Genomic DNA, 21,805 nt, shown 5'->3' with positions numbered 1-21,805 from the left:
GTAATAGACGCGACTTAATTCTCTGCCAATAATTAACGTTATTAGGTTGAAAAATTGACCGTGCATTTCGATTTTGATAATCACTCGACCTAAATTAAATAATTTAATTCTGAGTGAGTCATAGAAATGAAAAATAATACTGATATATTGTGCTTACGGGGTTATAGAGAACTTAATTGTAAAAAATACAGGAATGTTTGTTAAATGAAAGTAACAGTTTTTGGAATTGGATATGTAGGTTTGGTACAAGCCGCTGTTATGGCTGAAGTAGGTCATGATGTTGTATGTATTGATGTCGATCAAAATAAAGTAGATAGGCTTAAAGAAGGTCACATCCCTATTTACGAACCAGGTTTAACACCTTTAGTGACATCTAACTATGAGGCTGGAAGGGTAGATTTTACAACAGATGCCAAAATGGGTATCGAACATGGTGAAGTGATTTTTATTGCCGTAGGCACACCGCCAGATGAAGATGGCTCGGCAGACTTAAAATATGTATTGGCCGTGGCAGAAACCATTGCCACTCATATGGAATCTCATAAAATTGTCATTAATAAGTCTACTGTTCCTGTTGGGACCGCAGATAAAGTCAGTGCAAAATTGGCTGAAACACTGGCTAAATTTAATAAGTCTGTTACTTACGATGTGGTGTCTAATCCTGAATTTTTGAAAGAAGGCGCGGCCGTTAATGATTGTATGCGCCCAGACCGTATTGTTTTAGGTACAGATAGCGAGACCGCAGAGAAAAAATTACGAGAATTGTATTCTCCGTTTAATCGTAATCACGACAAAATTATTGTCATGGACATTCGCAGTGCCGAGTTAACTAAATACGCGGCGAATTGCATGCTTGCGACAAAGATTAGTTTCATGAATGAAATGTCTAACCTAGCGGAAGTTTTTGGTGCAGATATCGAAAACGTACGTAGAGGGATTGGTTCAGACCCGCGCATTGGTTATCAGTTTATTTACCCTGGTTGTGGTTATGGTGGTTCATGTTTCCCCAAAGATGTGCAAGCGCTCGCTCGTAGTGCATCTGATGCTGGCTACACCGCTCAAATATTAGAATCTGTTGAATTAGTAAATTATAAGCAAAAGGAAAAACTATTTTCTTATATTTCTAGTCACTTCTCTGGCGACTTAGCTGGTAAGACGGTTGCGTTATGGGGGCTTTCTTTCAAGCCAAATACCGATGATATGCGTGAGTCTTCTAGTCGAGTATTAATGGAAGCATTATGGAAAGCAGGGGCTAAGGTAAAAGCCTTTGATCCTGAGGCTATGGAAGAGACGCAACGAATTTATGGTAGTCGAGATGATTTGTCATTAATGGGAACAAAAGAGGCCGCACTAGAAGGGGCAGACTTCTTGGTGATATGCACCGAATGGCAAGCATTCAGAGCGCCTGATTTTGAATTGATAAAAGAAAAGTTAACCTTACCACTTCTTTTTGATGGTAGAAATTTGTTTGAGCCAAAATTAATGATGGAATACGGATTGCAGTACTATGCAATTGGTAGAGGTTTATCGGTTAAGGAGAAGTAAGATGGGACAAGTTAAAAAAGCAGTTATTCCAGTTGCTGGACTGGGTACAAGAATGTTGCCAGCCACAAAGGCAATTCCTAAAGAAATGTTGCCAGTGGTTGATAAGCCACTCATTCAGTATGTGGTAAGTGAGTGCGTAAATGCAGGCATTAAAGAGATTATTTTGGTAACCCATGCTAGTAAAAATAGTATAGAGAACCATTTTGATACTAGCTTTGAATTAGAAGCTACATTAGAAAAACGAGTTAAACGTCAATTATTGGAAGCAGTGCAAGCTATTATTCCAAAAGACGTAACTATCATGCATGTGCGCCAAGGCGTTGCTAAAGGCTTGGGACATGCTGTGTTATGTGCACGTCCCATGGTTGGTGACGAACCCTTTGCTGTTGTATTACCTGACGTAATTGTTGACGAATACTCTAGTAATTTGAAGAAAGACAACTTAGCTGACATGGTGTCTAAATTTAACACGAGTCGTGTTAGTCAAATTATGGTTGAAAGAGTTCCCCATGAAGACGTTAATAAATACGGCGTGGTTGATTTAGAAGGCTTGGAGATCTCATCTGGTGAGTCTGGCAAAATTCACGGTATGGTTGAAAAGCCAGCTATAGAGGATGCGCCATCTGATCTTGCGGTTGTCGGTCGATATGTTCTGTCTGAAAACATTTGGGACTTGTTAGAGTTTACTCCTCCAGGTGCCGGTGATGAAGTGCAACTAACTGATGCTATTGCTTCTTTGATGAGCATGGAGCAAGTTGACGCCTATTACATGAAGGGCGTAAGCCACGATTGTGGTAGCAAATTAGGGTATATGACGGCCAACGTAGAATATGCTTTACGTCACCCTGAATTAGGTGCTGACTTTAAGACGTTTTTAAAAGAATTAAAGCTTTAGTTCTAAATTAAATATCGTTTAAATGAAATAGAGGGAGTACCTGCATAAGGTACTCCCTTTCTTTTTAGCTTACTGTTAATAAGTTTCTGAATTTATTCACCATTTTTTTCCCTATTCCTTTCACTTTGACTAGATCGTCAACGCTTTTAAATTTTCCATTTTTTTACGGTATTCAAGAATGGCTGCAGCTTTCTTCTTACCTACTCCAAGCAAAGTTACTAGCTGTTCTAAAGAAGCTGAGTTTAAGTTAAATGTCTTAGACTGCATCTGACTTGAAGAAGCTTTTATTTTGGTTGGCTCTGCTAAGGATTGCACGGCAAACAGGCCAGACATCAAAATAAAGAGCAAAAATACATGAGTATATTTTTTCATTGGGTAATTCCTTGTAGTTGATTCCATGGTAATGCTGATACTTCAAAATAAATGTAGTTGAGGGATTTTGGTTGGTAAAGAAATGTAAAAAATTATCTTCAAAAATTCTTAGATGCTTCGCATGGCGATGATTGAAGTATATTATCGAGCAGCCGACTCCGTATGACAAAGTGGTGAGTAGGCTGCGGTAAGGCACAAACAAGTGTTGGCGGCTTCTTCAAGTATTTTAGGTGCTAAATCAAGAGATTTGAGCGCTAAGTCGATATAGTTTTTTGTTTCTACAGAGTCGATACTTTGTGAAAAATACGCCTTTTTGGCAATTACAAGGCTAAGTCCTAGTAAGTAACTGGTTGGTTGTATAGTCTGCTTTTCAGTTGACAGGTTAGCGAGATCGTATTCGTCTAGGTCAGTCAATATAGATTGGTTTTGTTGCCAAGTTTGTGCAAGCAACAGGCTAATTTTCTTAAGATCTTGTTTGTGTGGCACCGCAATAAGGTTAGATAATTTCAACGCTTGGGCGGTGCCTAATGGCCAACTATTGAGTGTTTTTATTGTTACCGAAGTAAATAGGCCCGAGAGCAAAAAGTGCATCGATTTGCTAGCTAGAATGGGCGATTGTCGATTGCTTTTAGAAGCTAAGAATTGTGCGATTGAAGCACTTAACTGGGTAAAAATTAATAATCTTTGTTGAAGTGGGAAATACTCTTGGTTCAACTTTAGTAACAAGGCATTTTCTAACAACACGTTACTCGCTCGTTCGTATCCAAGCATCGCCAAACATTGCTGTATCGATGTTATGGGTTGTTTATGTCTATTGTTCTTACTGGCAGACTGTTGTAACTGCTTAATGAAAGTCGGCTCCTGAGCCATGGCTTTTGCAATGATTGACACATCAGTGTCAGTGTTATTCAGTTGGTCTTGCACAACCAACAAAGAAGAAGGGGCTGCTTGAATAGGCGAGCGTGAGGCAAAAGGTGAGACGGACTGTTGAGGTTGCTGATCTTGCAAGAAACGCTGTAGTGATCGATCCCACCATTGGTCTAACATGGAAATTTTCTGCACTGTTTGGTTACTGTAGCATTGAGCTAAGCTTTCAATTTTAGTGAGCTTTAGGTTAGTCACTATCGGCTCTTCTGATTTTTTACCTATTCGTTTGACCGTCACGCCCAACTGACTAATGGACAAAACTAAGTAAAGTTCGGCATTATTAACTCTAACAAAGGTTCCCGGTGGCGTTAAACTTGGGTATGGCAAAAGTGGGGTGAGGCACCTAGACCAATGTTCCGGACTTAGCAGGCAAAGCTGTTTAAAAGCAAATGCATACTTGGGTGTCTTGTATTTTTTGTTGGGTGTGCACAGCAAAGTCAGTTTAAGCCCAATATATGCAATACTTTGTAGCAATGTGAACTGTGCTAATTTGGTTCTACTAGCTTGGTGAATATAAGGCCCAATAAAATGAACCGACGACCAAATATGGTGTTTACTCTTTTTAATATTGCGTAACAGCGTGTTATGGCTGGTTGACAGTGGTGCCGGAGCACGAGTCTTGCCTTGCTTGACGTAATGGTTAGCGATGTTATCTTGATCGACGGCAATTAATCCGACACAGGCACACATTAATTGCAGGCTAATGGCGTCATTTAGGTTATTGCGAACACTTATTAGCAGGGCATTAACCGCAGCGTTGAACGTGAGGTTTTCGATATAAGAATATTCGGCTTTGTATAGTTGAGGTTGAGCAAAAACCAGATCAGGCTCTGCCTTGGCGAGTTTGAATAAGCCAAGACAGAATGAACGAGTGGCCAGGAGCTGTCGCTGCGAAATAGCCTGTTCACGATAAATAACGAGCAATTTTGACGTCATCACATAGTGAAGTTCAATTGTCTTAGCGCTTTTTATTAAGCCCAATGTTGGTTAAGTCAGTGTTGATTTACTTGCTGATTTGATAACAGGGCACATAGTTGCTGCCGGGCAATTTCATGCGCTGCTGTTCAACAAATGACTCAAGTAAATTGTCCATCATTGCCATTAGCTTGGGTTCTCCGTTTAGCTGAAAAGGCCCGTTTCGTTCAATTTGCTTAACACTGTCGGCTTTTACATTTCCAGCCACAATTCCCGAAAATGCTTGTCGTAAGGCCGCTGCTAATTCGGTTTTGGGTTGATCAAAATGCAAATTGAGCTGCGCCATGTTTTCATGGGTTGGATCAAATGGCGTTTGAAATTGAGGGGCGATCTTCAACGACCAATTGAAATCGTATGAATCACCGGTTTGTTTTCGGTAGTCGCGAATCTGTTGTTGCTTACTCTTTATAATTTTTGCGACTTTACTGGGCTCACCGACTACGATTTCGTAGAGTTTTTGTGCTTCTGAACCAAGTGTCGCGCCGATAAATTGGTCGATTGATTCAAAATAGGCTTTGCTTTGCTCTGGTCCAGTTAAGATGATGGGCAGTATTTGCTGGCTATTTTTCTCGTCTAGCATTATGCCAATTAAATACAATAGTTCTTCGGCTGTTCCGGCTCCGCCCGGGAAAATGACAATGGCATGAGAGAGTCGAATGAATGCTTCAAGGCGTTTTTCAATATCCGGCATGATGACCAATTCATTAACTATGGCATTGGGTGGTTCTGCGGCAATAATGCCGGGTTCTGTCAGCCCTAAGTAACGGCCTGTTTTGTATCGTTGCTTAGCGTGACCGATTGTGGCACCTTTCATAGGACCTTTCATGGCACCTGGGCCGCATCCTGTACAAATATTTAAACGACGTAGACCTAATTGGTAGCCCACTTCTTTGGTGTATTTGTATTCGGTACTGCCAATGGAGTGCCCGCCCCAACAAACCACCATATTAAGTTCTGCTGAGCAGGTAATGGCTTGAGCATGGCGCAACATATCGAATACGCTATGGGTGATGAAATTGGAGTCAGATGGAAAATTCAGTGACTGGGCTGAGTATTTTGCCCCGGTATATAGCAAATCTCGCAGCGCCGAGAATAGGTGTTCGTGCACACCTTGTATTAATTCCCCATCTACAAATGCAATGTCTGGAGAGTTGAGTAATTCTATTTTGACCCCGCGCTCTCGTATGATTAAGTTGATATTAAAATCACGGTGAGGAGCGAAAATGCTTTCGCTATTGTCAATTTCTGCACCGCTATATAAAACGGCTAAACAACAATTTCGAAACAGCTTGTGAAGCTCTCCATTGGCAGATTGGTTGAGTAAATCTACTTCCAGTTGCGACAACAGGCTCATGGTTCCTACTGGGTTAAGCTGAATTTTTTGCATCGTTAATAATGACCTTTTGTTATTCTTACAGACAGACAAATAGCGACGAACCGCACGTTTGCGTATTGAGTCGGCTATTGTCTAGCGAGTCTTACTTCAGAATAAATCTGTTCAAAATTACTTCTGAAAGGGTTGATATCTAAACCTCCACGGCGAGTATATCTTGCGTAAACCGTCAATTTACTTGGTTTGCAATACTGCATGAGGTCGCAGAATATGCGTTCAACGCATTGCTCATGAAATTCATTGTGCTGCCTAAAGGATATTAGGTAACGCAATAGACTTTCATGGTTTATTTGTTGGCCCTCGTATCGAATGAATACACTCCCCCAGTCTGGCTGATTGGTGATAAGGCAATTGGATTTCAATAAGTCACTGCAAAGTGATTCTTTAACAACCACGTTTTCTGTGCTCAATAGCGCCGGCGTTAGTGCATAGTTATTGACATCAATATCTAGGGAATCGATTGAGTGCGCATCAAATTGGGCTACTTGTTGTTGAGCAAAATCTGTTGGTGGCACTAATTTAACCTGCACCGTTTCACCGGCACAGGCGGATAAATCTTGAGTGAGTAATGTGGCTACTTCTGTAAAATCAGAGAACTGGCTTTGATTAAAGCTATTCAAATAGAGTTTAAAGGATTTTGACTCAATTAAATTGGCTGACGAAGCGGGTATTTCACATTGTAATATTGCTACTTGCGGTTTGCCTTTGAGGTTCAACCATGACAACTCATAGCCGTTCCATCGATCGCAACCATGAAAAGGCAGATTGTTATCTTGTACGTTAATTTCTTGTCTATTCATACTTCTTGGTACAGCTTGCAACAAAGACGGGGTGTATGTCTCTCTGTATTCAGTTGCTTTACCCAAACTTAATTCTTTAAGGGAAGTAATCGCCTCAGTTTTTTTGTCCACGTTAAATTAATTCCAATCTTTTTTATAATACGACAGTTTACCCTATGATATCTTTACTCAATAGGCTAGGTATTTCATTTATAAACATAAAGATACACTAGCACTCAATTTAATTTAATAAGAAATAACAATGAAAAATGATGTAGTTGAAGCGTTAGACAAGTTCATTCAGAATTTTATTCTGTTGGCGCAGCAGGATAGCAATAGCTTAGCCGTTGAGTACGATCCCACTTGGCCATCTGAGTGCTATCAGGAAAGTGGCAGTGCTGGAGATTGGGTTAAATGGTGTCCAAAATTACGTAATGATCAGGCTGACTTTAGTGGCTTTGAAAAAGCCATGGAACTGACTATTCATCCCGATTTAAAAGCGTTTTACGCTCAGGTATTGGAGTGACAATCTAAACGCAAAGGCGAAAAACGGCGCTTTGCAATTACTCCAAGCATGGAATCTGCAAGATTTTGAACGCCTGCAGCAAAATCTTATTGGTCATATTTTGATGAAACGCAGGCTAAGACAGCCTGAAACCTTATTTTTTGGTGTGACAGATCAAGAAGATTTTATTTTGACCTTAGATAATTCCACTGGACAGGTTTTATTGGAACAAGTCGGGTTGCAATCAAATGACATACTCGCACCAAACTTGGCTCAATTTATTGATCTGCTTGAGCCAGAAATGATTAGCCATTAAGCCAATCAGTATTGATACGTAGCCACTCAGGGAGCGTTTAAATGCGCGTAATCAATGGGAACTGGTATTGATGTGCTTTTGTAACCGATTCACTTGCTCTAAAACGTTGGCTAATTGTTGTTCGAGTAATTCAACGCGCTGCTCCAATGACGATGGCTGCTTTTCAACCTTGGCATCAACCAGGCTTTTTCTTGCTTGATTAGGGTTTGTCTTCCAGTGTTGTAGGCCTTTGATTATTTCTGGCAAGGCAATAGGCCTGTGCGCTTCATTCTTGATTAAAGCTACAGAGGGAGTTCTTCCACTATGTTTAATGTCATGACAAAGGTTCAAAATGTAGTCGATATTGCTCATCGTTAAACGCTCGAAATTATTGCTAAGTAGGTGATGCCGCCAATTCTAACAATAACTTGATGGCAGCAAGTGATAAAATTTGAATGTTTAATTGTTTTTGTAACATAAAATATACATTTTTGATGGCTGACATTGAATTCGAGATTAACAACTGAATTATCATAGGGTAGAGTGGTTATAAAATTAAGTTGAGCAACGTTTATGAATGATTTACATGATGACTGTTTAGTTGACCCTTCACAAATTAAAGCCATTTATTTGGCGGCTGAAGATTTGAAAATTGCGGCGTCTATTTTATATCTTGCTTACCATGACGACCCTTTGTTTATTGATATTTTTCAATACGAAAAAGAAGGTTATGAATCTCGCTTACGTTCTGCTATTCGTGAAGAATTAAATGCGTTCTGGTTATCAAAACAGCCAATGATAGGACTATTTGATGGCAGTAGGTTACTTGCTGTAGCGTGTGTATTGAGCCCTGATACCTCTCTAGGCCCAAATAGGTTTTGGCATTGGCGGCTTAAAATGTTGTTAACTGCTGGCTATTTGGGAACCAAACAAATGGTCGAAAAGGAAACTAAAGTTCGCGAACACATTCCTGCTAAGCATTATCATATGTTGTCTTTGATAGGTGTACACCCTGATCAACAAGACCATGGATTGGGTCATGTGTTAATGGGCGCAATTGATAGCATTATGCTTGAAGATCCTGCTAGTGAAGGAGTTGCCATGTTTGTTACCTTGCCCAAATGTTTGTCTTTTTTCGAAAATAGTCACTACTCATTGGTTGAAGAATTGCAAGTGGGAAGAATTAATGGGCACTTAATGTTTAAGCATCGCAATTAGACTAAAGTCTAATGTAAGCTTATCGCCTATTCCTTGTAAGACATTTCGTACAAAGCTGTAAGTCATCACCTTAATTTCATCTGCTTTTATACCTACACTATTTTTAAGTCTATGTATTAAAAAGAAAATTAAAATCACACTCTTGTTGTTGTCGATTTATTTCTATTTTTTGCAAAATTTGCTTGTCGCTTTATCTTTCAATTCAACTATCTTTATATCCGTCACAAGGAAACACGACGAGTCAGGAAGACACAAGGATGACACAGGACGGCTTCAGGATTGAAGTACAAGTTTGTAAGGATACAAACTGTCAGGACTGGAATTCATATGGAATTGCCTCGTTAGGAATACGGGTAGACTAAGGATATAAGGAGCTCAGGGAGAGCATTTGTCAGGATGACAAATCCAAAGGATAGGAAGCACAGTGATGTGCAGCTTGTTAAGGATAGGCAAGTTAGGGATATAGGACACACTAGGATGGTGTCTTTGTCTGGATGACAAAGCCAAAGGATAGGAAGCACAGTGATGTGCAGCTTGTTAAGGATAAGCAAGTTAGGGATATAGGACACACCAAGATGGTGTCTTTGTCTGGATGACAAAGCCAAGGGATAGGAAGCACAGTGATGTGCAGCTTGTTAAGGATAAGCAAGTTAGGGATATAGGACACACCGGGATGGTGCCTTGTTTGGAAACAAGATGAATGGACAAAGGACACACTCAGGATGAGTGGCTCATCGGGATGAATGAGACTGGAGGGAAGAGCATAGTTTGGATTTGCTTAAGATGGATTTGCGACGGAATGCAGAGAAGGACCCTCAGAATTCTTCTAAAGGCGTGTCTTGTTTTGTCAAGTCACGCCTTTTTCATTTTTAGCTGATATATTTCGATTACTTTTGCGATGTGCTAGGTGGTGCTCGTGCCAGTGGTCTATTTTTTGTGATTTACTGCACTCGGTAAGCGGGGATATCGGTATCAAGCACGGTCAGCCCAGCCATAGTTACTTTACCTTGATAACACTCTTCGCCATTGCCAGAAAACTCAAAAACGAAACTACTCTGAAAGTCTAATTTTCCTCGATAACTACCTATTCGCGTGCTATTTCGGGCAACACTAATCAACTGCAACTGGCGTTGTTCGCAATAATTATCAAGGTACTCTTTAACCGATTCAGAAATTGCTCTTAATCGCCAAAAGCTTGCGACTACGACTAAAATAACGATGAATAGAATTAGGTCATACAAATTCATGCTGATTCTTGTCCAAATAATAGGCCAATAGCTTGAGTTAGTTGCGGGCTTTTGTCAGGCCATCTGAGAATACTCAACATGCTTACTCTAATTTCAGGTATCTGCACTAGGTCGGAGTACAAACTAACAAACGTGTCTGAGCCGGAGTCTGCTAGCCGTTGAATGAACATTTTTAGAATGCTCTGATCATTTAAGTACGACCAATGCCTCGCGGCAATTAAAATTAAGATGTCTAACTTTTCAGACTGAGAAGAGGTTAAAACCTGATGTAAAAAAGAGGTGATAGCTGGTTTATCCACTCCTTGACACAATCCTCGTAAGGTCGCGGCTAAACGTTGGAGATCATTCGTTTTCTCTTGTTGCCAGTCAATTAGTTGCATGCATAACTTGGAGTTTACTTCATGGTTTTCTAATGAAGAGCACAATGCATTCTGTATTTCTGGCGCTAAATCATTAAATGTATTGATCAATAACTCAGTCGAATCAGAGGTGGATATCGTAGCGCAAAAATCGGCAACGCCTTGTATCGCAAGGTTTTTCCAATCGTGTTCTTTAGGTTGTTCAAGATAATTCTTAAACTGTTCAAAATGTGCTGAAGGCGGCAGTTCTAGTGACGTTCGACAAATACTATTAAAGTCTGCCAGCTGATTTTGATTAGGTACAAAGGTAAATGGGTTTTCTGGCAATTGGTTGTTAGGGTTGTTTTCATTTTCTAAATACTGGCCTAGTGCTTCAACCACTATTTGCAAGAATTGCTGTCTTCCGGCAGGTATGACTAAACCTTTTTCATCCAATGGCAATTTAACAAACCAGATATATTGCTCTTTGCTGGCTTGTTTATTGAAAAATAAAATTCCGAACCAAGCATGTTGTTGTCTTGGCAGCGGCGCTGGCACTAAACCGTTTTCAATGTCCAAAAAAGTTTGCGAGCTAACAGGCCTAATGCCTCTCGCCATATCATAAATGCGATAGTCGGTGCCTGCATGTAATAAAAATTCACTGATTGTATCTATATTACTCATGGTATTCTTAATGATGAATGAATTTAATGGAAGAGGCTTAATAACCTCAATAATTATGGTGAGCGATAATGCCACGTAGTCATAAAGAAGTCGAAACACTACTTATAAAATTAGAGTCCTGCTTAAAAAATTCGCAGATTTGGTCAGATATTGTACCTCCAGAAGAGGCACTCGCCAGCAAAGTGCCCTTTGCCTATGACACAATGGCGTTAGAAAGCTGGTTGCAATTTATATTTATTCCCCAAATTCGCTATTTAATTCGTTCTAACCAAATGTTGCCCAATGACATGGCTTTATACCCTATGGCCGAAATGCAGTTCTCGAAGGTTCAAAATAGCTAGGATTTGCTGAGTGTCATTGCCAAAATTGATGGATGCTTTAATGACTGAGTTGCCTATTGTCTATCAAGATGAATATATGGTGGCCATTAATAAGCCATCTGGATTATTAGTTCATAGAAGTATGTTAGATAAACATGAAACTCAGTTTGCAATGCAAATGGTCCGAGATCAAATTGGCCAACATGTGTTCCCTGTTCATAGATTAGACCGACCCACATCGGGAGTATTGGTTTTTGCTTTATCTGCAGACATAGCTAGAAAGCTTAATGAGCAGTTTGCTAGCCAATCGATTAGCAAAACCTATTTAGCTGTTGTACGAGGGCATGTTCCTGAAAGTGGCAGAATTGATTATGCACTGAAGGAAAAGTTAGACAAGATTGCCGATAAAATGGCTAAACAAGATAAACCGGCTCAACAAGCCGTAACTGAATTTAGCGCGATGGCTACCTTCGAATTACCTTTTGCTGTTGGGCGTTACGCCACTGCCCGTTATTCGCTAGTAAAGTTAATGCCTAAAACAGGCAGAAAGCATCAATTACGTCGACATATGGCTCATATTAATCATCCGATTGTTGGTGATACGACCCACGGTGATGGCAAACATAACGCTTTTATTCGCCAGCAGTATGCATTAAATCAATTAGCTTTAACCTGTAAATCGATGTCTTTTGTACATCCAATTTCTGACTTACCTTTAACATTATCATGCGAATTAGATAATAATTTGGCCGAACTACTAGAAAAGTGGCAACTTAGCCACCATCAACAACAACAGATCAATCAATTGTAAATGCAGAATATTAAATATTTGGCCTAAATCGGATTCAATCACATATGAGTAAAGTTAGTATTTTTGTCGGTACGGTATACGGCAACGCCCAGCACGTGGCAGAGGATGTAAGTAGCATGCTGGATAACAAAGGCATTGCCTCAGAGATTTTCATGGATCCTAGCGTTGATGATTTCAAACAGGCCACAAGCGTGTTGATGATTAGTTCTACTACTGGGCAGGGGGATATTCCGCCAAACTTAGAGTTCTTTATGGAGGACCTAAAAGATGCCTCTGTTTCTATGCAAAGTAAACCATTTGCAGTGGCTGCGTTAGGGGACAGTAGCTATGGAGAGAGCTTTTGTGGAGCTGGCGTGCAAATTTTTGAGCTGCTAACAGCACTTCAAGGTAACTCGGTGGCAGATTTGTTAGAAGTGGATGCTTGTGAAACACTAGAGCCAGAAGTTGAAGTCGTGGCTTGGGTTGAAGATATAGTTGAAAAATTGCTGTAATACTCATTTGTATTGATAACGAGTCATTTGGCTGAAAATCAAAGCCTGCGTTTGGGTTTAGGGTATAAGGTAAAATTTAGACATAAAAAAAGCGCCTAAGGCGCTTTTTTCTAATAACTACAAAAATTAACCTAACGCTTTAATTTGTGCAGCTAAGCGACTCTTATGACGAGCAGCTTTATTTTTGTGGATCAAACCTTTAGTAGCCATACGGTCTAAAATAGGTGTTGCTGCAGTGAATGCAGCTTGAGCAGCTTCTTTATTGCCAGAGGCAATTGCAGAAAGTACTTTTTTCAAAGATGTACGTGTCATTGAACGACGGCTAGCGTTATGTTGGCGACGCTTTTCCGCTTGTAGTGCACGTTTCTTAGCAGACTTGATGTTAGCCAAGTTGGAACTCCCAAAAAATTCTAGTCAAAATTCAAGGGGGCGAATTATCCTGATCTATGGCTTTATGTCAATATATTTCGTGGAATTTATAAGCAAAACTTCAGATAGGGCTAAATTAGCTAGTAAGATTAATCACTTAACAATATTAAAGTCGATATGCCGTTCACCTAGTCACAAAACATAAATATTATTTAATGCTTTTTAAATCTATATTTCAAAGACTTATTTCAATTGGTATTCACCTATGCTTCGAGCATAATACTGTTTTTTAGTTTAATGGAAGTGAAGCGTGTCTGGTAAGTTATTTAAATCGGGGATGATTGTCAGTCTGATGACGTTTATTTCCCGAATACTGGGGTTGATTCGAGATGCGGTAATCGCCAACTTAATGGGGGCGGGGGCCAGCGCGGATGTGTTTCTTTTTGCCAATAAAATCCCTAATTTTTTAAGACGCCTTTTTGCAGAAGGGGCTTTTGCTCAAGCTTTTATTCCAGTGTTAACTGATGTGAAAAATGAAGGGGATCAAGATCATTTAAGGCAATTTATTGCCAAAGTATCTGGCTCTCTTGGTTTGGTTGTCACTATCGTGACGATTATCGGCGTGATAGGCTCGCCAATTATTGCTGCGTTGTTTGGTATGGGGTGGTTTGTTGATTATCTAAACGACGGACCCGAAAGCGATAAGTTTGTACTTGCCTCGCTGATGCTTAAAATTACCTTTCCCTACTTATTCTTTATTTCATTAGCGGGCTTAGCGGGGGCAATTCTCAATACATTAAATAAGTTCGCAATGGCCGCCTTTACGCCTGTGGTCTTGAACGTTGCCATTATTAGCTGCGCAATATTTATGGCCCCACATTTTGAGCAACCAGCGTTTGCTTTGGCGTGGGGAGTCTTTATTGGAGGTATATGTCAGCTACTTTTTTATTGCCCTTTTTGATGAAAGCGGGATTGTTAGTTAGACCGAAGTGGGGTTGGTCTGACCCCGATATCGTTAAGGTACGCACATTGATGATACCAGCCATGTTTGGCGTATCGGTGGGGCAACTCAATTTATTATTAGATACCATGATTGCCACGGCTTTGGGAACTGGCGCAATATCCTATTTGTATTACTCTGACCGATTGCTGGAGTTCCCTCTAGGTTTATTTGGTATAGCGATTGCCACTGTCATTTTACCTACACTTTCTCGTAATCATGTGGCCAAAGATGACGCAGCGTTTAGTCGTAATGTCGACTGGGCAGTTAAGATGGTATGCATTTTAGGTATACCAGCTGCGACCGGTTTATTCATGTTAGCAGAGCCTATGTTGTTAACTATTTTTCAACGGGGCGCTTTTACACCTGAACATGCTAAGTTTGCCTCACTTAGTTTACAGGCTTATTCATTTGGCTTATTGAGCTTTATGTTGGTGAAGGTATTGGCGCTAGGCTTTTTTCTCGGCAAGATACTAAAACACCAGTTAAGTTTGGTATTTGGTGCATGGCTGCCAATATGGTGTTCAATTTGATTTTAGTGTGGCCATTTGATTACGTTGGATTAGCCATGGCAACTTCGTTGTCGGCCACTATGAATGCGTTGTTGCTTTATGTCACCTTACGTAAACGTAATATTTATAAAGCGTCAATTCAGACTATTTGGATGCTTGGCAAAATTGTGCTTGCTAGTTTATGCATGGCGGGAGCAATTTATTACTTTAATCCGGTAGTGAGCGTATGGCTAGAATTTAGCTTTATATTCAAAGTGATTGAATTGGCGAAATTAATCGCACTAGGGGCTTCTGTTTTTGTAGTGGTATTGCTAGTTTTAGGGGTTAGAAAATCTTCGTTTCAGGCCGAACCTGCAATTGAATGAGTTAGCTCAATTTTGCTAGTCGATTATTACTACTTTCAATCATGCTGGAGTTCGCTATAATCCGCGCCTTTGATTGAATTTTACTAAAATCTGTAAAATGACTTTTTTTGAATTCAAATTATATTGACTGACCTTGAGAAATAGAGGGCTTTGTTGGAACTGATCCGCGGTATACATAACCTAAGAAATAAACATCGAGGGTGTGTATTAACAATTGGTAAGTTTGATGGTGTGCATCTTGGTCATCAAGCGGTACTTAGGCAGGTAGTTGAAAAAGCTATGAAGTTTAGCGCTTCCGGCTACCGTGATGGTGTTTGAACCCCAGCCAGAAGAGTTATTTACACCAGACCAAGCTCCCGCACGGCTCAGTTTATTGCGCGATAAATATAGCCAACTAGAAAAATTGGGGGTCGATCGTTTACTGTGTATTAAGTTTGATCGTGCTTTTTCTAATTTTAGTGCTGATCAGTTTATTGAGAACTTATTAGTCAATAAATTGGGCACTAAATTTTTGGTTGTCGGTGATGATTTTCGTTTTGGTCAAGGTCGGGTGGGAAACTTTTCCATGCTCCAACAAGCTGGGCAAAGGGGTGGTTTTTCGGTTGCCAGTACCCAAAGTTTTAGATTGGAAAGTTGCCGTATCAGCTCTACAGCAATACGAGATGCCTTGAGCAACAATCATTTTTCTTTGGCAGAACAGATGTTGGGACGACCATTTACCATTGCTGGTAAAGTGTTGCACGGCGATAAAAAAGGTCGAACGATTGGTTTTCCAACCGCAAACGTTTTATTAAAACGTTGCAAGGCTCCAGTAAATGGCGTGTTTGCAGTTGAGGTGCAGGTTGGGCAGCAACACTATTTTGGTGTAGCCAACATAGGTCATAGGCCAACCGTAAACGGCCAACGTTCACAATTAGAAGTACACATTTTTAATTTTAACGAAAATATATACGGGCAATTTATTACCGTTGCCATAAAGCAAAAAATTAGACAAGAAATGAAGTTTGATTCTTTTGAATTGCTTCATCAACAAATATTAAAAGATGCTGCAGAAGCTAAAATTATTCTAGCGGTAACTTAAGATTTTGACTGTAACCATTGACCAACTTGGACTTAACCAACAATGAGTGATTATAAACATACCTTAAATTTGCCTGAGACAGAGTTTCCTATGCGTGGAAATTTAGCCCAGCGTGAGCCTAAAATGTTACAACAGTGGAACGAGAAAAAGCTCTATCAGCAAATTCGTGACGCTAAAAAAGGTAATACTCCTTTTATTTTGCACGACGGCCCTCCTTATGCAAATGGTGATATTCACATTGGTCATGCAGTCAACAAAATACTAAAAGACATTATTGTAAAATCGAAAACCTTATCGGGGTTTGATGCGCCTTATGTCTTAAAGGTTGGGATTGCCACGGCTTGCCGATTGAATTGATGGTTGAGAAAAAAGTGGGTAAACCAGGTAAAAAGGTGACCGCCGCACAATTTAGGCAAAAATGTCGTGAATATGCTGAAAAACAAATCGCTGGTCAAAAAGCCGACTTTATTCGGTTAGGTGTGCTGGGCGAATGGGACAAACCATATAAAACTATGGACTTTGCCTCAGAAGCTAACATTATTCGTGAACTAGGGCATATCGTTCGTTCAGGTCCATATGGAAAAAGGTTTCAAGCCAGTGCATTGGTGTACAGATTGTGGCTCAGCACTAGCCGAAGCTGAAGTGGAATATCAAGATAAAAACTCTCCGTCAATTGATGTGGCTTTTAAAGCGGTAGATGCACAAGCATTAGCGGCTTGCTTTGCTAGCGGCGACGCTCAGGGCGATATCTCACTCGTTATCTGGACAACGACACCTTGGACAATGCCAGCTAACCGAGCGGTAAGTGTGCACCCTGAAATTGAATATAGTTTAGTACAGGTCAGCAAAGACGGAGCAGCTCAATGCTTAGTGGTTGCTGCTGATTTGGTTAAAGATTGTATGCATCGCTTTGGTTTTGAAGATTACACCGTGTTAGGCAATAGCCAAGGTGCGGCCTTAGAAAACCTAGCCTTACGCCATCCTTTCTACGACTTCGAAGTCCCTGTTATATTGGGTGACCACGTAACAACAGAGTCGGGGACTGGTTGTGTACATACTGCGCCAGGTCATGGCGTAGACGATTTTAATGTGGGCAAAAAGTATGGTTTAGAAGTCGCTAATCCTGTTGGCGCCAATGGGGTGTATCTAGAAGGGACTGAATTATTTGCTGGCGAACACGTATTTAAAGCCAATGATCATGTGGTTGAAGTACTAAAAGAGCATGGCGCGTTGTTACATCATCATGTATACAGTCATAGCTATCCACATTGCTGGCGTCATAAAACGCCTATCATTTTCCGCGCCACTCCTCAGTGGTTTATTAGCATGGATAAAAATGGCCTACGTGAAGATTCTATCCAAGAAATTCATAAAACCCAATGGATCCCTGAATGGGGCGAAAGCCGCATCGAAACTATGGTTTCAGGTAGACCAGACTGGTGTATTTCACGTCAAAGAACGTGGGGCGTACCTATTGCATTATTTGTGCATAAAGACACAGGTGACCTTCATCCGAGAACTGACGAGTTGCTAGAAGAAGTGGCCGTATTGGTTGAGCAAAAAGGTATTCAAGCCTGAGTGGGATATTGATACCGCCGCCATCTTAGGGGCTGATGCTGAAACGTTTGTGAAAGTGCCGGATACCTTAGACGTATGGTTTGACTCAGGCGTTACTCATTATTTCGTAGTAGACAAGCGAGACGATATTCCTGCTTCTGCTGATTTGTATTTAGAGGGCTCAGACCAACACAGAGGCTGGTTTATGTCATCTCTTATGACATCGGTTGCCACTAAAGGTCATGCGCCCTACAAACAAGTGTTAACGCACGGTTTTACCGTAGATGGTGAAGGCAAAAAAATGTCTAAGTCTTTGGGTAATACTATCGCACCTCAACAAGTTACCGGAAAACTAGGCGCAGATATCCTACGTTTGTGGGTGGCATCTACCGATTACCGTAGCGAAATAGCGGTTTCTGATGAGATTTTGAACCGTTCAGCAGATGCATATCGACGTATTCGAAATACTGCTAGATTCTTGTTAGCAAACCTAAAGGGTTTTGATCCAAAGAACGATCTGGTTGCCATTGACGATATGGTTGAGTTAGATAAATGGGCGGTAGGTCGTGCACACACTATTCAGCAAGAAATTATCGCCGCTTACGAAAAGTATGACATGCTAGTGGTTACCCAAAAGTTAATGCAGTTCTGTTCAATCGAATTGGGTAGCTTTTATTTGGATATCATAAAAGATCGTCAATATACCGCCAAAGGTGATAGCCATGCTCGTCGCTCTTGTCAGAGTGCGCTGTATCATATCATCGAAGCTTTGGTTCGCTGGATGGCGCCTATTACCAGTTTTACTGCCCAAGAATTGTGGCAAGAATTACCTTGGCAAAATGATGAGTTTGTCTTTACTGGACAATGGTATGACGGTTTAGACGAGGTTAAGTTATCACCAGAGTTTAACAATGAGTTTTGGCAGCAAATACTCGCGGTTAAAAATGAAGTGAATCGCTGTATCGAAGCCACCCGTAAAGAAGGCAAGATCAAGGGGTCATTGCAAGCTGAAGTGAAATTATATGTGACACCAGCACTGGCAAGCTTATTGGCCAAACTTGAAGATGAGCTACGTTTTGTGTTGATTACCTCTAAAGCTGAGGTAGTTGAAGTTGAGCAAGCCCCAGATACGGCTAGCACTACGGAAGTAGAGGGTTTATGGGTCGAAGTGACAGTATCAACTGCCGAGAAATGTAGTCGTTGCTGGCATCATAGAGAAGATGTTGGAGCCAATGATAGGCATCCAGAACTGTGCTTACGTTGTGTTGATAACGTTGACGGTGAAGGCGAACAACGCGCCTATGCTTAATTTATTGACTCAAACAGGCTGGCGATTTTTATGGTTAGCTTGTTTGGTGTTTGTGTTAGATCAATATAGCAAAATACAAATTGTTAATAATATTGAGCTTTACCAAGCGATTCAGGTGTTACCTTTTTCAATTTGACCCATGTCTACAACTATGGCGCTGCTTTTAGTTTTTTACATGACGCTGGTGGCTGGCAGCGCTGGTTTTTCACCACGATTGCGTTACTCGTTACGGCGTTGATACTGTGGTGGTCTAAGCAAACCACTAAACAGCAAGTGATATTGCCGGTAGCGTTTAATTTGATTATTGGTGGTGCATTAGGCAATGCTTATGATCGCCTGATACATGGCTATGTAATCGATTTTCTAGTGGTTTATTATAAAACGTGGTATTGGCCCGCGTTTAACGTTGCAGATGCAGCAATTACACTAGGCGCGGCATTATTAATTTTAGATATGTTTAAAAATAAAGAGCAAACAAATGACTGATCTTACTGGCAATATTATTGCTGAAAATAGCGAAGTGGTATTGCATTTTGACTTGAAATTAGAAGATGGGTCGGCAGCAGATAGCACGCGGGTAAATGATAAACCTGCAAAACTGGTAATAGGTGACGGAAATCTAACTGAGAGCTTTGAAGCCTGTTTATTAGGATTAAAGCAGGGAGATAAGAAATCTTTCACTCTGCAGCCGGAAGACGCTTTCGGTATGCCAAACCCTGATAATTTCCATCATTTAGAACGCAGCCGATTTAGTGCGGAAGCGCCAGCAGAAGTCGGTATGATATTGGCCTTTTCGCAACCAGATGGCAGCGAAATGCTAGGTATTGTGCGTGAGGTGGCTGGCGATTCTGTGACGGTAGATTTTAACCATCCATTGGCCGGTCAAGTCATCACTTTTGATGTGGAAATTCTGTCTGTTAATTAGCTATATATTGAGGAATACCTATGCAAATTCATCTTGCTAATCCACGAGGCTTTTGTGCCGGTGTTGACCGAGCCATAACAATCGTTGAGCGTGCGTTAGAAATCTTTCCTGCGCCTATTTTTGTGCGCCATGAAGTGGTGCATAATAAATTTGTAGTAGACGGCCTTAGAGAGCGCGGCGCGGTGTTTGTTGATGAACTTGCAGAGGTTCCTGATGACAGCATTGTGATTTTTTCAGCGCATGGGGTGTCTCAGCAAGTACGAGAAGAGGCCAATTCTCGCGGATTAAAGGTATTCGATGCGACTTGCCCATTAGTGACTAAAGTCCATATGGAAGTAATGCGAGCCAGTAAAAAAGGCATTGAGTGTATTTTGATTGGCCACAACGGCCACCCAGAAGTCGAAGGCACTATGGGGCAGTATGACAACCCAGAGGGTGGAATTTACCTAATTGAGTCAGTTGAAGATGTGGCTAAATTAGAAGTTAAAAATGATTCTCAACTCTATTATTGTAGCCAAACTACCTTGTCGGTGGATGACACTGCCGATGTTATCGATGCCTTACGAGAGAAGTTTTCAAGTATTGAAGGTCCGCGTAAAGATGATATTTGTTACGCCACTCAGAACCGCCAAGACTCAGTGCGCGAACTCTCTAGCGACTGTGATTTATTGTTGGTCGTTGGGGCACAAAATAGCTCTAATTCAAATCGATTGCGTGAATTAGCAGATAAGATTGGTGCCACCGCCTATTTGATCGCCGATGCCAATTGTATTCAGCCAGAATGGTTAACTGACGCTAAAAATATTGGCGTGACTGCGGGCGCTTCTGCACCTGAAGTCTTGGTACAAGGGGTGGTTAAACGCTTAAAAGAACTTGGCGCTACTGCTGCAATTGAACGAGCTGGGCGAGAAGAGAATATCGAATTTGCGGTGCCGAAAGAATTACGGGTGAAAGAAGTCTTTTAGGCCAAGCAAGCGTTACCTTTACGCTACCATGGATAATTAACCTGAATCCTGGATAAGCCGACGCTCTCGATAACGCTCTTTTTGTGTCTAGCGGTGTTGGATTGTTTAGCTTAAATGATACTTCTTATCCAAAACTCAGGTTAATTAGGTCTAGCATTATTTAAACTCGGGCTATTCTTGGTCGGTCTCCTACTTAGCGACTGCCTTGTTATCGAATGCTCGGGTGCATTTACCCTTCGAAACGCATTCAAAAGCGTTTTCTCTTTATGCCAAGCTAATATCCAGTGCATATAAATCTATCTTTACCGCATTCTCAACTGCGATTTGTCATTTAAAACACTTTTGCGGAGCTCTCTGCATAGATTGATTAATACTCAGTAACTTACAAGCCTTATCATTTACTTGGCCACCTTTTGCTTTGGCGATGAGGGTGTAAGTGGTAGCAGACTCGTCACTAATTGAAAAGGTAAAATAATCACTACGGGGGAGTTCAAGATCTTCGGTCGAGGCATAAGTTGGATGGACGCTTCTATATGATTCTTGTTGTAACTTAAGCCTAAGTAATTGGTTTATTCCATCCCCCCTGCGAGACTTGAGCACTTGCGTTTGATAAGAAGGCATGGCTAACGCAGCTAACAAACCCACTATGGCAATGACGAATAGCAATTCAATTAAGGTCATGCCTATTGGGCTATGCGTTACCTTAGAGTTTAGCGGATGCTTAACTTGAATGTTCATACACAGTTCCTTTGTGTCTTTTGGCTAAATTACACTATATTTTAGCTAAGGGATTTAATTATACCAATCATCATTGATAAGTAACCAATCAGCGAGCGTTTACTTGGGCTTAATCACAGTACGTGAATGGCGCGCACAATTGCCGACTAACAGGTGCTGTGTTGAGCTGCAGCACCACTAAGTAGGCAA

At 40.9% G+C, this 21,805-nt stretch carries 18 protein-coding genes and 5 pseudogenes; 14 read left to right on the top strand and 9 right to left on the bottom strand.

Features of this window, described 5'->3' with window-relative positions; all coding sequences use genetic code 11:
- Positions 1–204: 204 nt before the first annotated feature.
- A complete protein-coding gene (locus RS130_RS21365; protein WP_316027606.1) occupies positions 205–1,545 on the top strand; it encodes a UDP-glucose dehydrogenase family protein in 1,341 nt (446 codons plus the stop codon).
- Position 1,546: 1 nt separating this feature from the next.
- A complete protein-coding gene (gene galU, locus RS130_RS21360; RefSeq protein WP_316027605.1) occupies positions 1,547–2,440 on the top strand; it encodes a UTP--glucose-1-phosphate uridylyltransferase GalU in 894 nt (297 codons plus the stop codon).
- Positions 2,441–2,504: 64 nt separating this feature from the next.
- Here galU and RS130_RS21355 read toward each other — a convergent pair.
- The 4 genes and pseudogenes from RS130_RS21355 to queF all read right to left on the bottom strand — a co-directional run.
- Positions 2,505–2,653, bottom strand: a pseudogene (locus RS130_RS21355) (ComEA family DNA-binding protein); the annotation flags it as partial.
- Positions 2,654–2,953: 300 nt separating this feature from the next.
- Complete coding sequence (locus RS130_RS21350) at positions 2,954–4,678, bottom strand: hypothetical protein (RefSeq protein ID WP_316027604.1); 1,725 nt, start codon at positions 4,676–4,678, stop codon at positions 2,954–2,956.
- Positions 4,679–4,742: 64 nt separating this feature from the next.
- Positions 4,743–6,101 carry a nucleotide 5'-monophosphate nucleosidase PpnN gene (gene ppnN / locus RS130_RS21345; protein ID WP_316027603.1) on the bottom strand — a complete coding sequence of 453 codons (1,359 nt, stop codon included), beginning with the start codon at positions 6,099–6,101 and terminating at the stop codon, positions 4,743–4,745.
- Between the two features lie 74 nt (positions 6,102–6,175).
- Positions 6,176–7,018 (bottom strand): NADPH-dependent 7-cyano-7-deazaguanine reductase QueF, encoded by an 843-nt coding sequence (gene queF, locus RS130_RS21340; RefSeq protein ID WP_316027602.1) that lies wholly within the window; start codon positions 7,016–7,018, stop codon positions 6,176–6,178.
- A 130-nt stretch (positions 7,019–7,148) separates the two neighbouring features.
- Between queF and RS130_RS21335 the strand changes: the two genes are divergently transcribed.
- Positions 7,149–7,412 (top strand): SecY-interacting protein Syd, encoded by a 264-nt coding sequence (locus RS130_RS21335; RefSeq protein ID WP_316027601.1) that lies wholly within the window; start codon positions 7,149–7,151, stop codon positions 7,410–7,412.
- A 31-nt stretch (positions 7,413–7,443) separates the two neighbouring features.
- A complete protein-coding gene (locus RS130_RS21330; protein WP_316027600.1) occupies positions 7,444–7,707 on the top strand; it encodes a SecY-interacting protein Syd in 264 nt (87 codons plus the stop codon).
- A 51-nt stretch (positions 7,708–7,758) separates the two neighbouring features.
- On the opposite strand, the gene RS130_RS21325 is transcribed toward RS130_RS21330, so the two are convergent.
- Positions 7,759–8,058, bottom strand: coding sequence for a FlaG family protein (locus tag RS130_RS21325; RefSeq protein WP_316027599.1), 300 nt, complete (start codon positions 8,056–8,058; stop codon positions 7,759–7,761).
- A gap of 201 nt (positions 8,059–8,259) precedes the next feature.
- On the opposite strand from RS130_RS21325, the gene RS130_RS21320 reads away from it, so the two are divergent.
- Complete coding sequence (locus RS130_RS21320; protein WP_316027598.1) at positions 8,260–8,904, top strand: GNAT family N-acetyltransferase; 645 nt, start codon at positions 8,260–8,262, stop codon at positions 8,902–8,904.
- A gap of 941 nt (positions 8,905–9,845) precedes the next feature.
- On the opposite strand, the gene RS130_RS21315 is transcribed toward RS130_RS21320, so the two are convergent.
- Positions 9,846–10,151, bottom strand: coding sequence for a DUF3301 domain-containing protein (locus tag RS130_RS21315; RefSeq protein WP_316027597.1), 306 nt, complete (start codon positions 10,149–10,151; stop codon positions 9,846–9,848).
- Positions 10,148–11,173, bottom strand: a complete 1,026-nt coding sequence (locus RS130_RS21310) for a DUF3549 family protein (protein ID WP_316027596.1) — start codon at positions 11,171–11,173, stop codon at positions 10,148–10,150. Before RS130_RS21310 ends, RS130_RS21315 begins: the two co-directional genes overlap by 4 nt.
- A 68-nt stretch (positions 11,174–11,241) precedes the next feature.
- Between RS130_RS21310 and RS130_RS21305 the strand changes: the two genes are divergently transcribed.
- Genes RS130_RS21305 through RS130_RS21295 form a run of 3 tightly spaced genes read left to right on the top strand, consistent with a single transcriptional unit; the run spans position 11,242 to position 12,795 of the window.
- The gene (locus RS130_RS21305) at positions 11,242–11,514 is read left to right on the top strand and encodes a YqcC family protein (RefSeq protein ID WP_316027595.1); all 273 of its coding nucleotides are present in this window, start codon (positions 11,242–11,244) and stop codon (positions 11,512–11,514) included.
- Between the two features lie 40 nt (positions 11,515–11,554).
- Positions 11,555–12,304: a tRNA pseudouridine(65) synthase TruC gene (truC, locus tag RS130_RS21300; protein ID WP_316028117.1), complete on the top strand. Its 750-nt coding sequence runs from the start codon at positions 11,555–11,557 to the stop codon at positions 12,302–12,304.
- Positions 12,305–12,348: 44 nt separating this feature from the next.
- Complete coding sequence (locus tag RS130_RS21295) at positions 12,349–12,795, top strand: flavodoxin domain-containing protein (protein ID WP_316027594.1); 447 nt, start codon at positions 12,349–12,351, stop codon at positions 12,793–12,795.
- A 126-nt stretch (positions 12,796–12,921) separates the two neighbouring features.
- Here the strand turns inward: RS130_RS21295 and rpsT are convergent, their stop codons facing one another.
- Positions 12,922–13,185, bottom strand: coding sequence for a 30S ribosomal protein S20 (gene rpsT, locus RS130_RS21290; protein ID WP_316027593.1), 264 nt, complete (start codon positions 13,183–13,185; stop codon positions 12,922–12,924).
- Positions 13,186–13,474: 289 nt separating this feature from the next.
- Between rpsT and murJ the strand changes: the two are divergent.
- The 6 genes and pseudogenes from murJ (at position 13,475) to ispH (ending at position 20,878) form a co-directional block, all read left to right on the top strand.
- Positions 13,475–15,041, top strand: a pseudogene (gene murJ / locus RS130_RS21285) (murein biosynthesis integral membrane protein MurJ).
- A gap of 153 nt (positions 15,042–15,194) precedes the next feature.
- Positions 15,195–16,122 (top strand): annotated as a pseudogene (ribF, locus tag RS130_RS21280) (bifunctional riboflavin kinase/FAD synthetase).
- Positions 16,123–16,164: 42 nt separating this feature from the next.
- Positions 16,165–18,988: pseudogene (ileS, locus tag RS130_RS21275) on the top strand (isoleucine--tRNA ligase).
- A pseudogene (gene lspA / locus RS130_RS21270) lies at positions 18,981–19,474 on the top strand (signal peptidase II). Before ileS ends, lspA begins: the two co-directional pseudogenes overlap by 8 nt.
- On the top strand, positions 19,467–19,913 hold the full coding sequence (gene fkpB / locus RS130_RS21265; protein ID WP_316027592.1) for an FKBP-type peptidyl-prolyl cis-trans isomerase: 447 nt from the start codon (positions 19,467–19,469) through the stop codon (positions 19,911–19,913). Before lspA ends, fkpB begins: the two are co-directional and overlap by 8 nt.
- A gap of 20 nt (positions 19,914–19,933) precedes the next feature.
- Positions 19,934–20,878: a 4-hydroxy-3-methylbut-2-enyl diphosphate reductase gene (ispH, locus tag RS130_RS21260; protein WP_316027591.1), complete on the top strand. Its 945-nt coding sequence runs from the start codon at positions 19,934–19,936 to the stop codon at positions 20,876–20,878.
- Positions 20,879–21,205: 327 nt separating this feature from the next.
- Here ispH and RS130_RS21255 read toward each other — a convergent pair whose 3' ends face one another.
- Positions 21,206–21,616, bottom strand: a complete 411-nt coding sequence (locus RS130_RS21255; RefSeq protein ID WP_316027590.1) for a type IV pilin protein — start codon at positions 21,614–21,616, stop codon at positions 21,206–21,208.
- Between the last annotated feature and the right edge of the window lie 189 nt (positions 21,617–21,805).

The organism is Paraglaciecola aquimarina (assembly GCF_032464635.1).
GTDB lineage: Bacteria > Pseudomonadota > Gammaproteobacteria > Enterobacterales > Alteromonadaceae > Paraglaciecola > Paraglaciecola aquimarina.
Note: the sequence above shows the minus strand (reverse complement) of the source record. Positions and strands in the feature narration are given on the sequence as shown.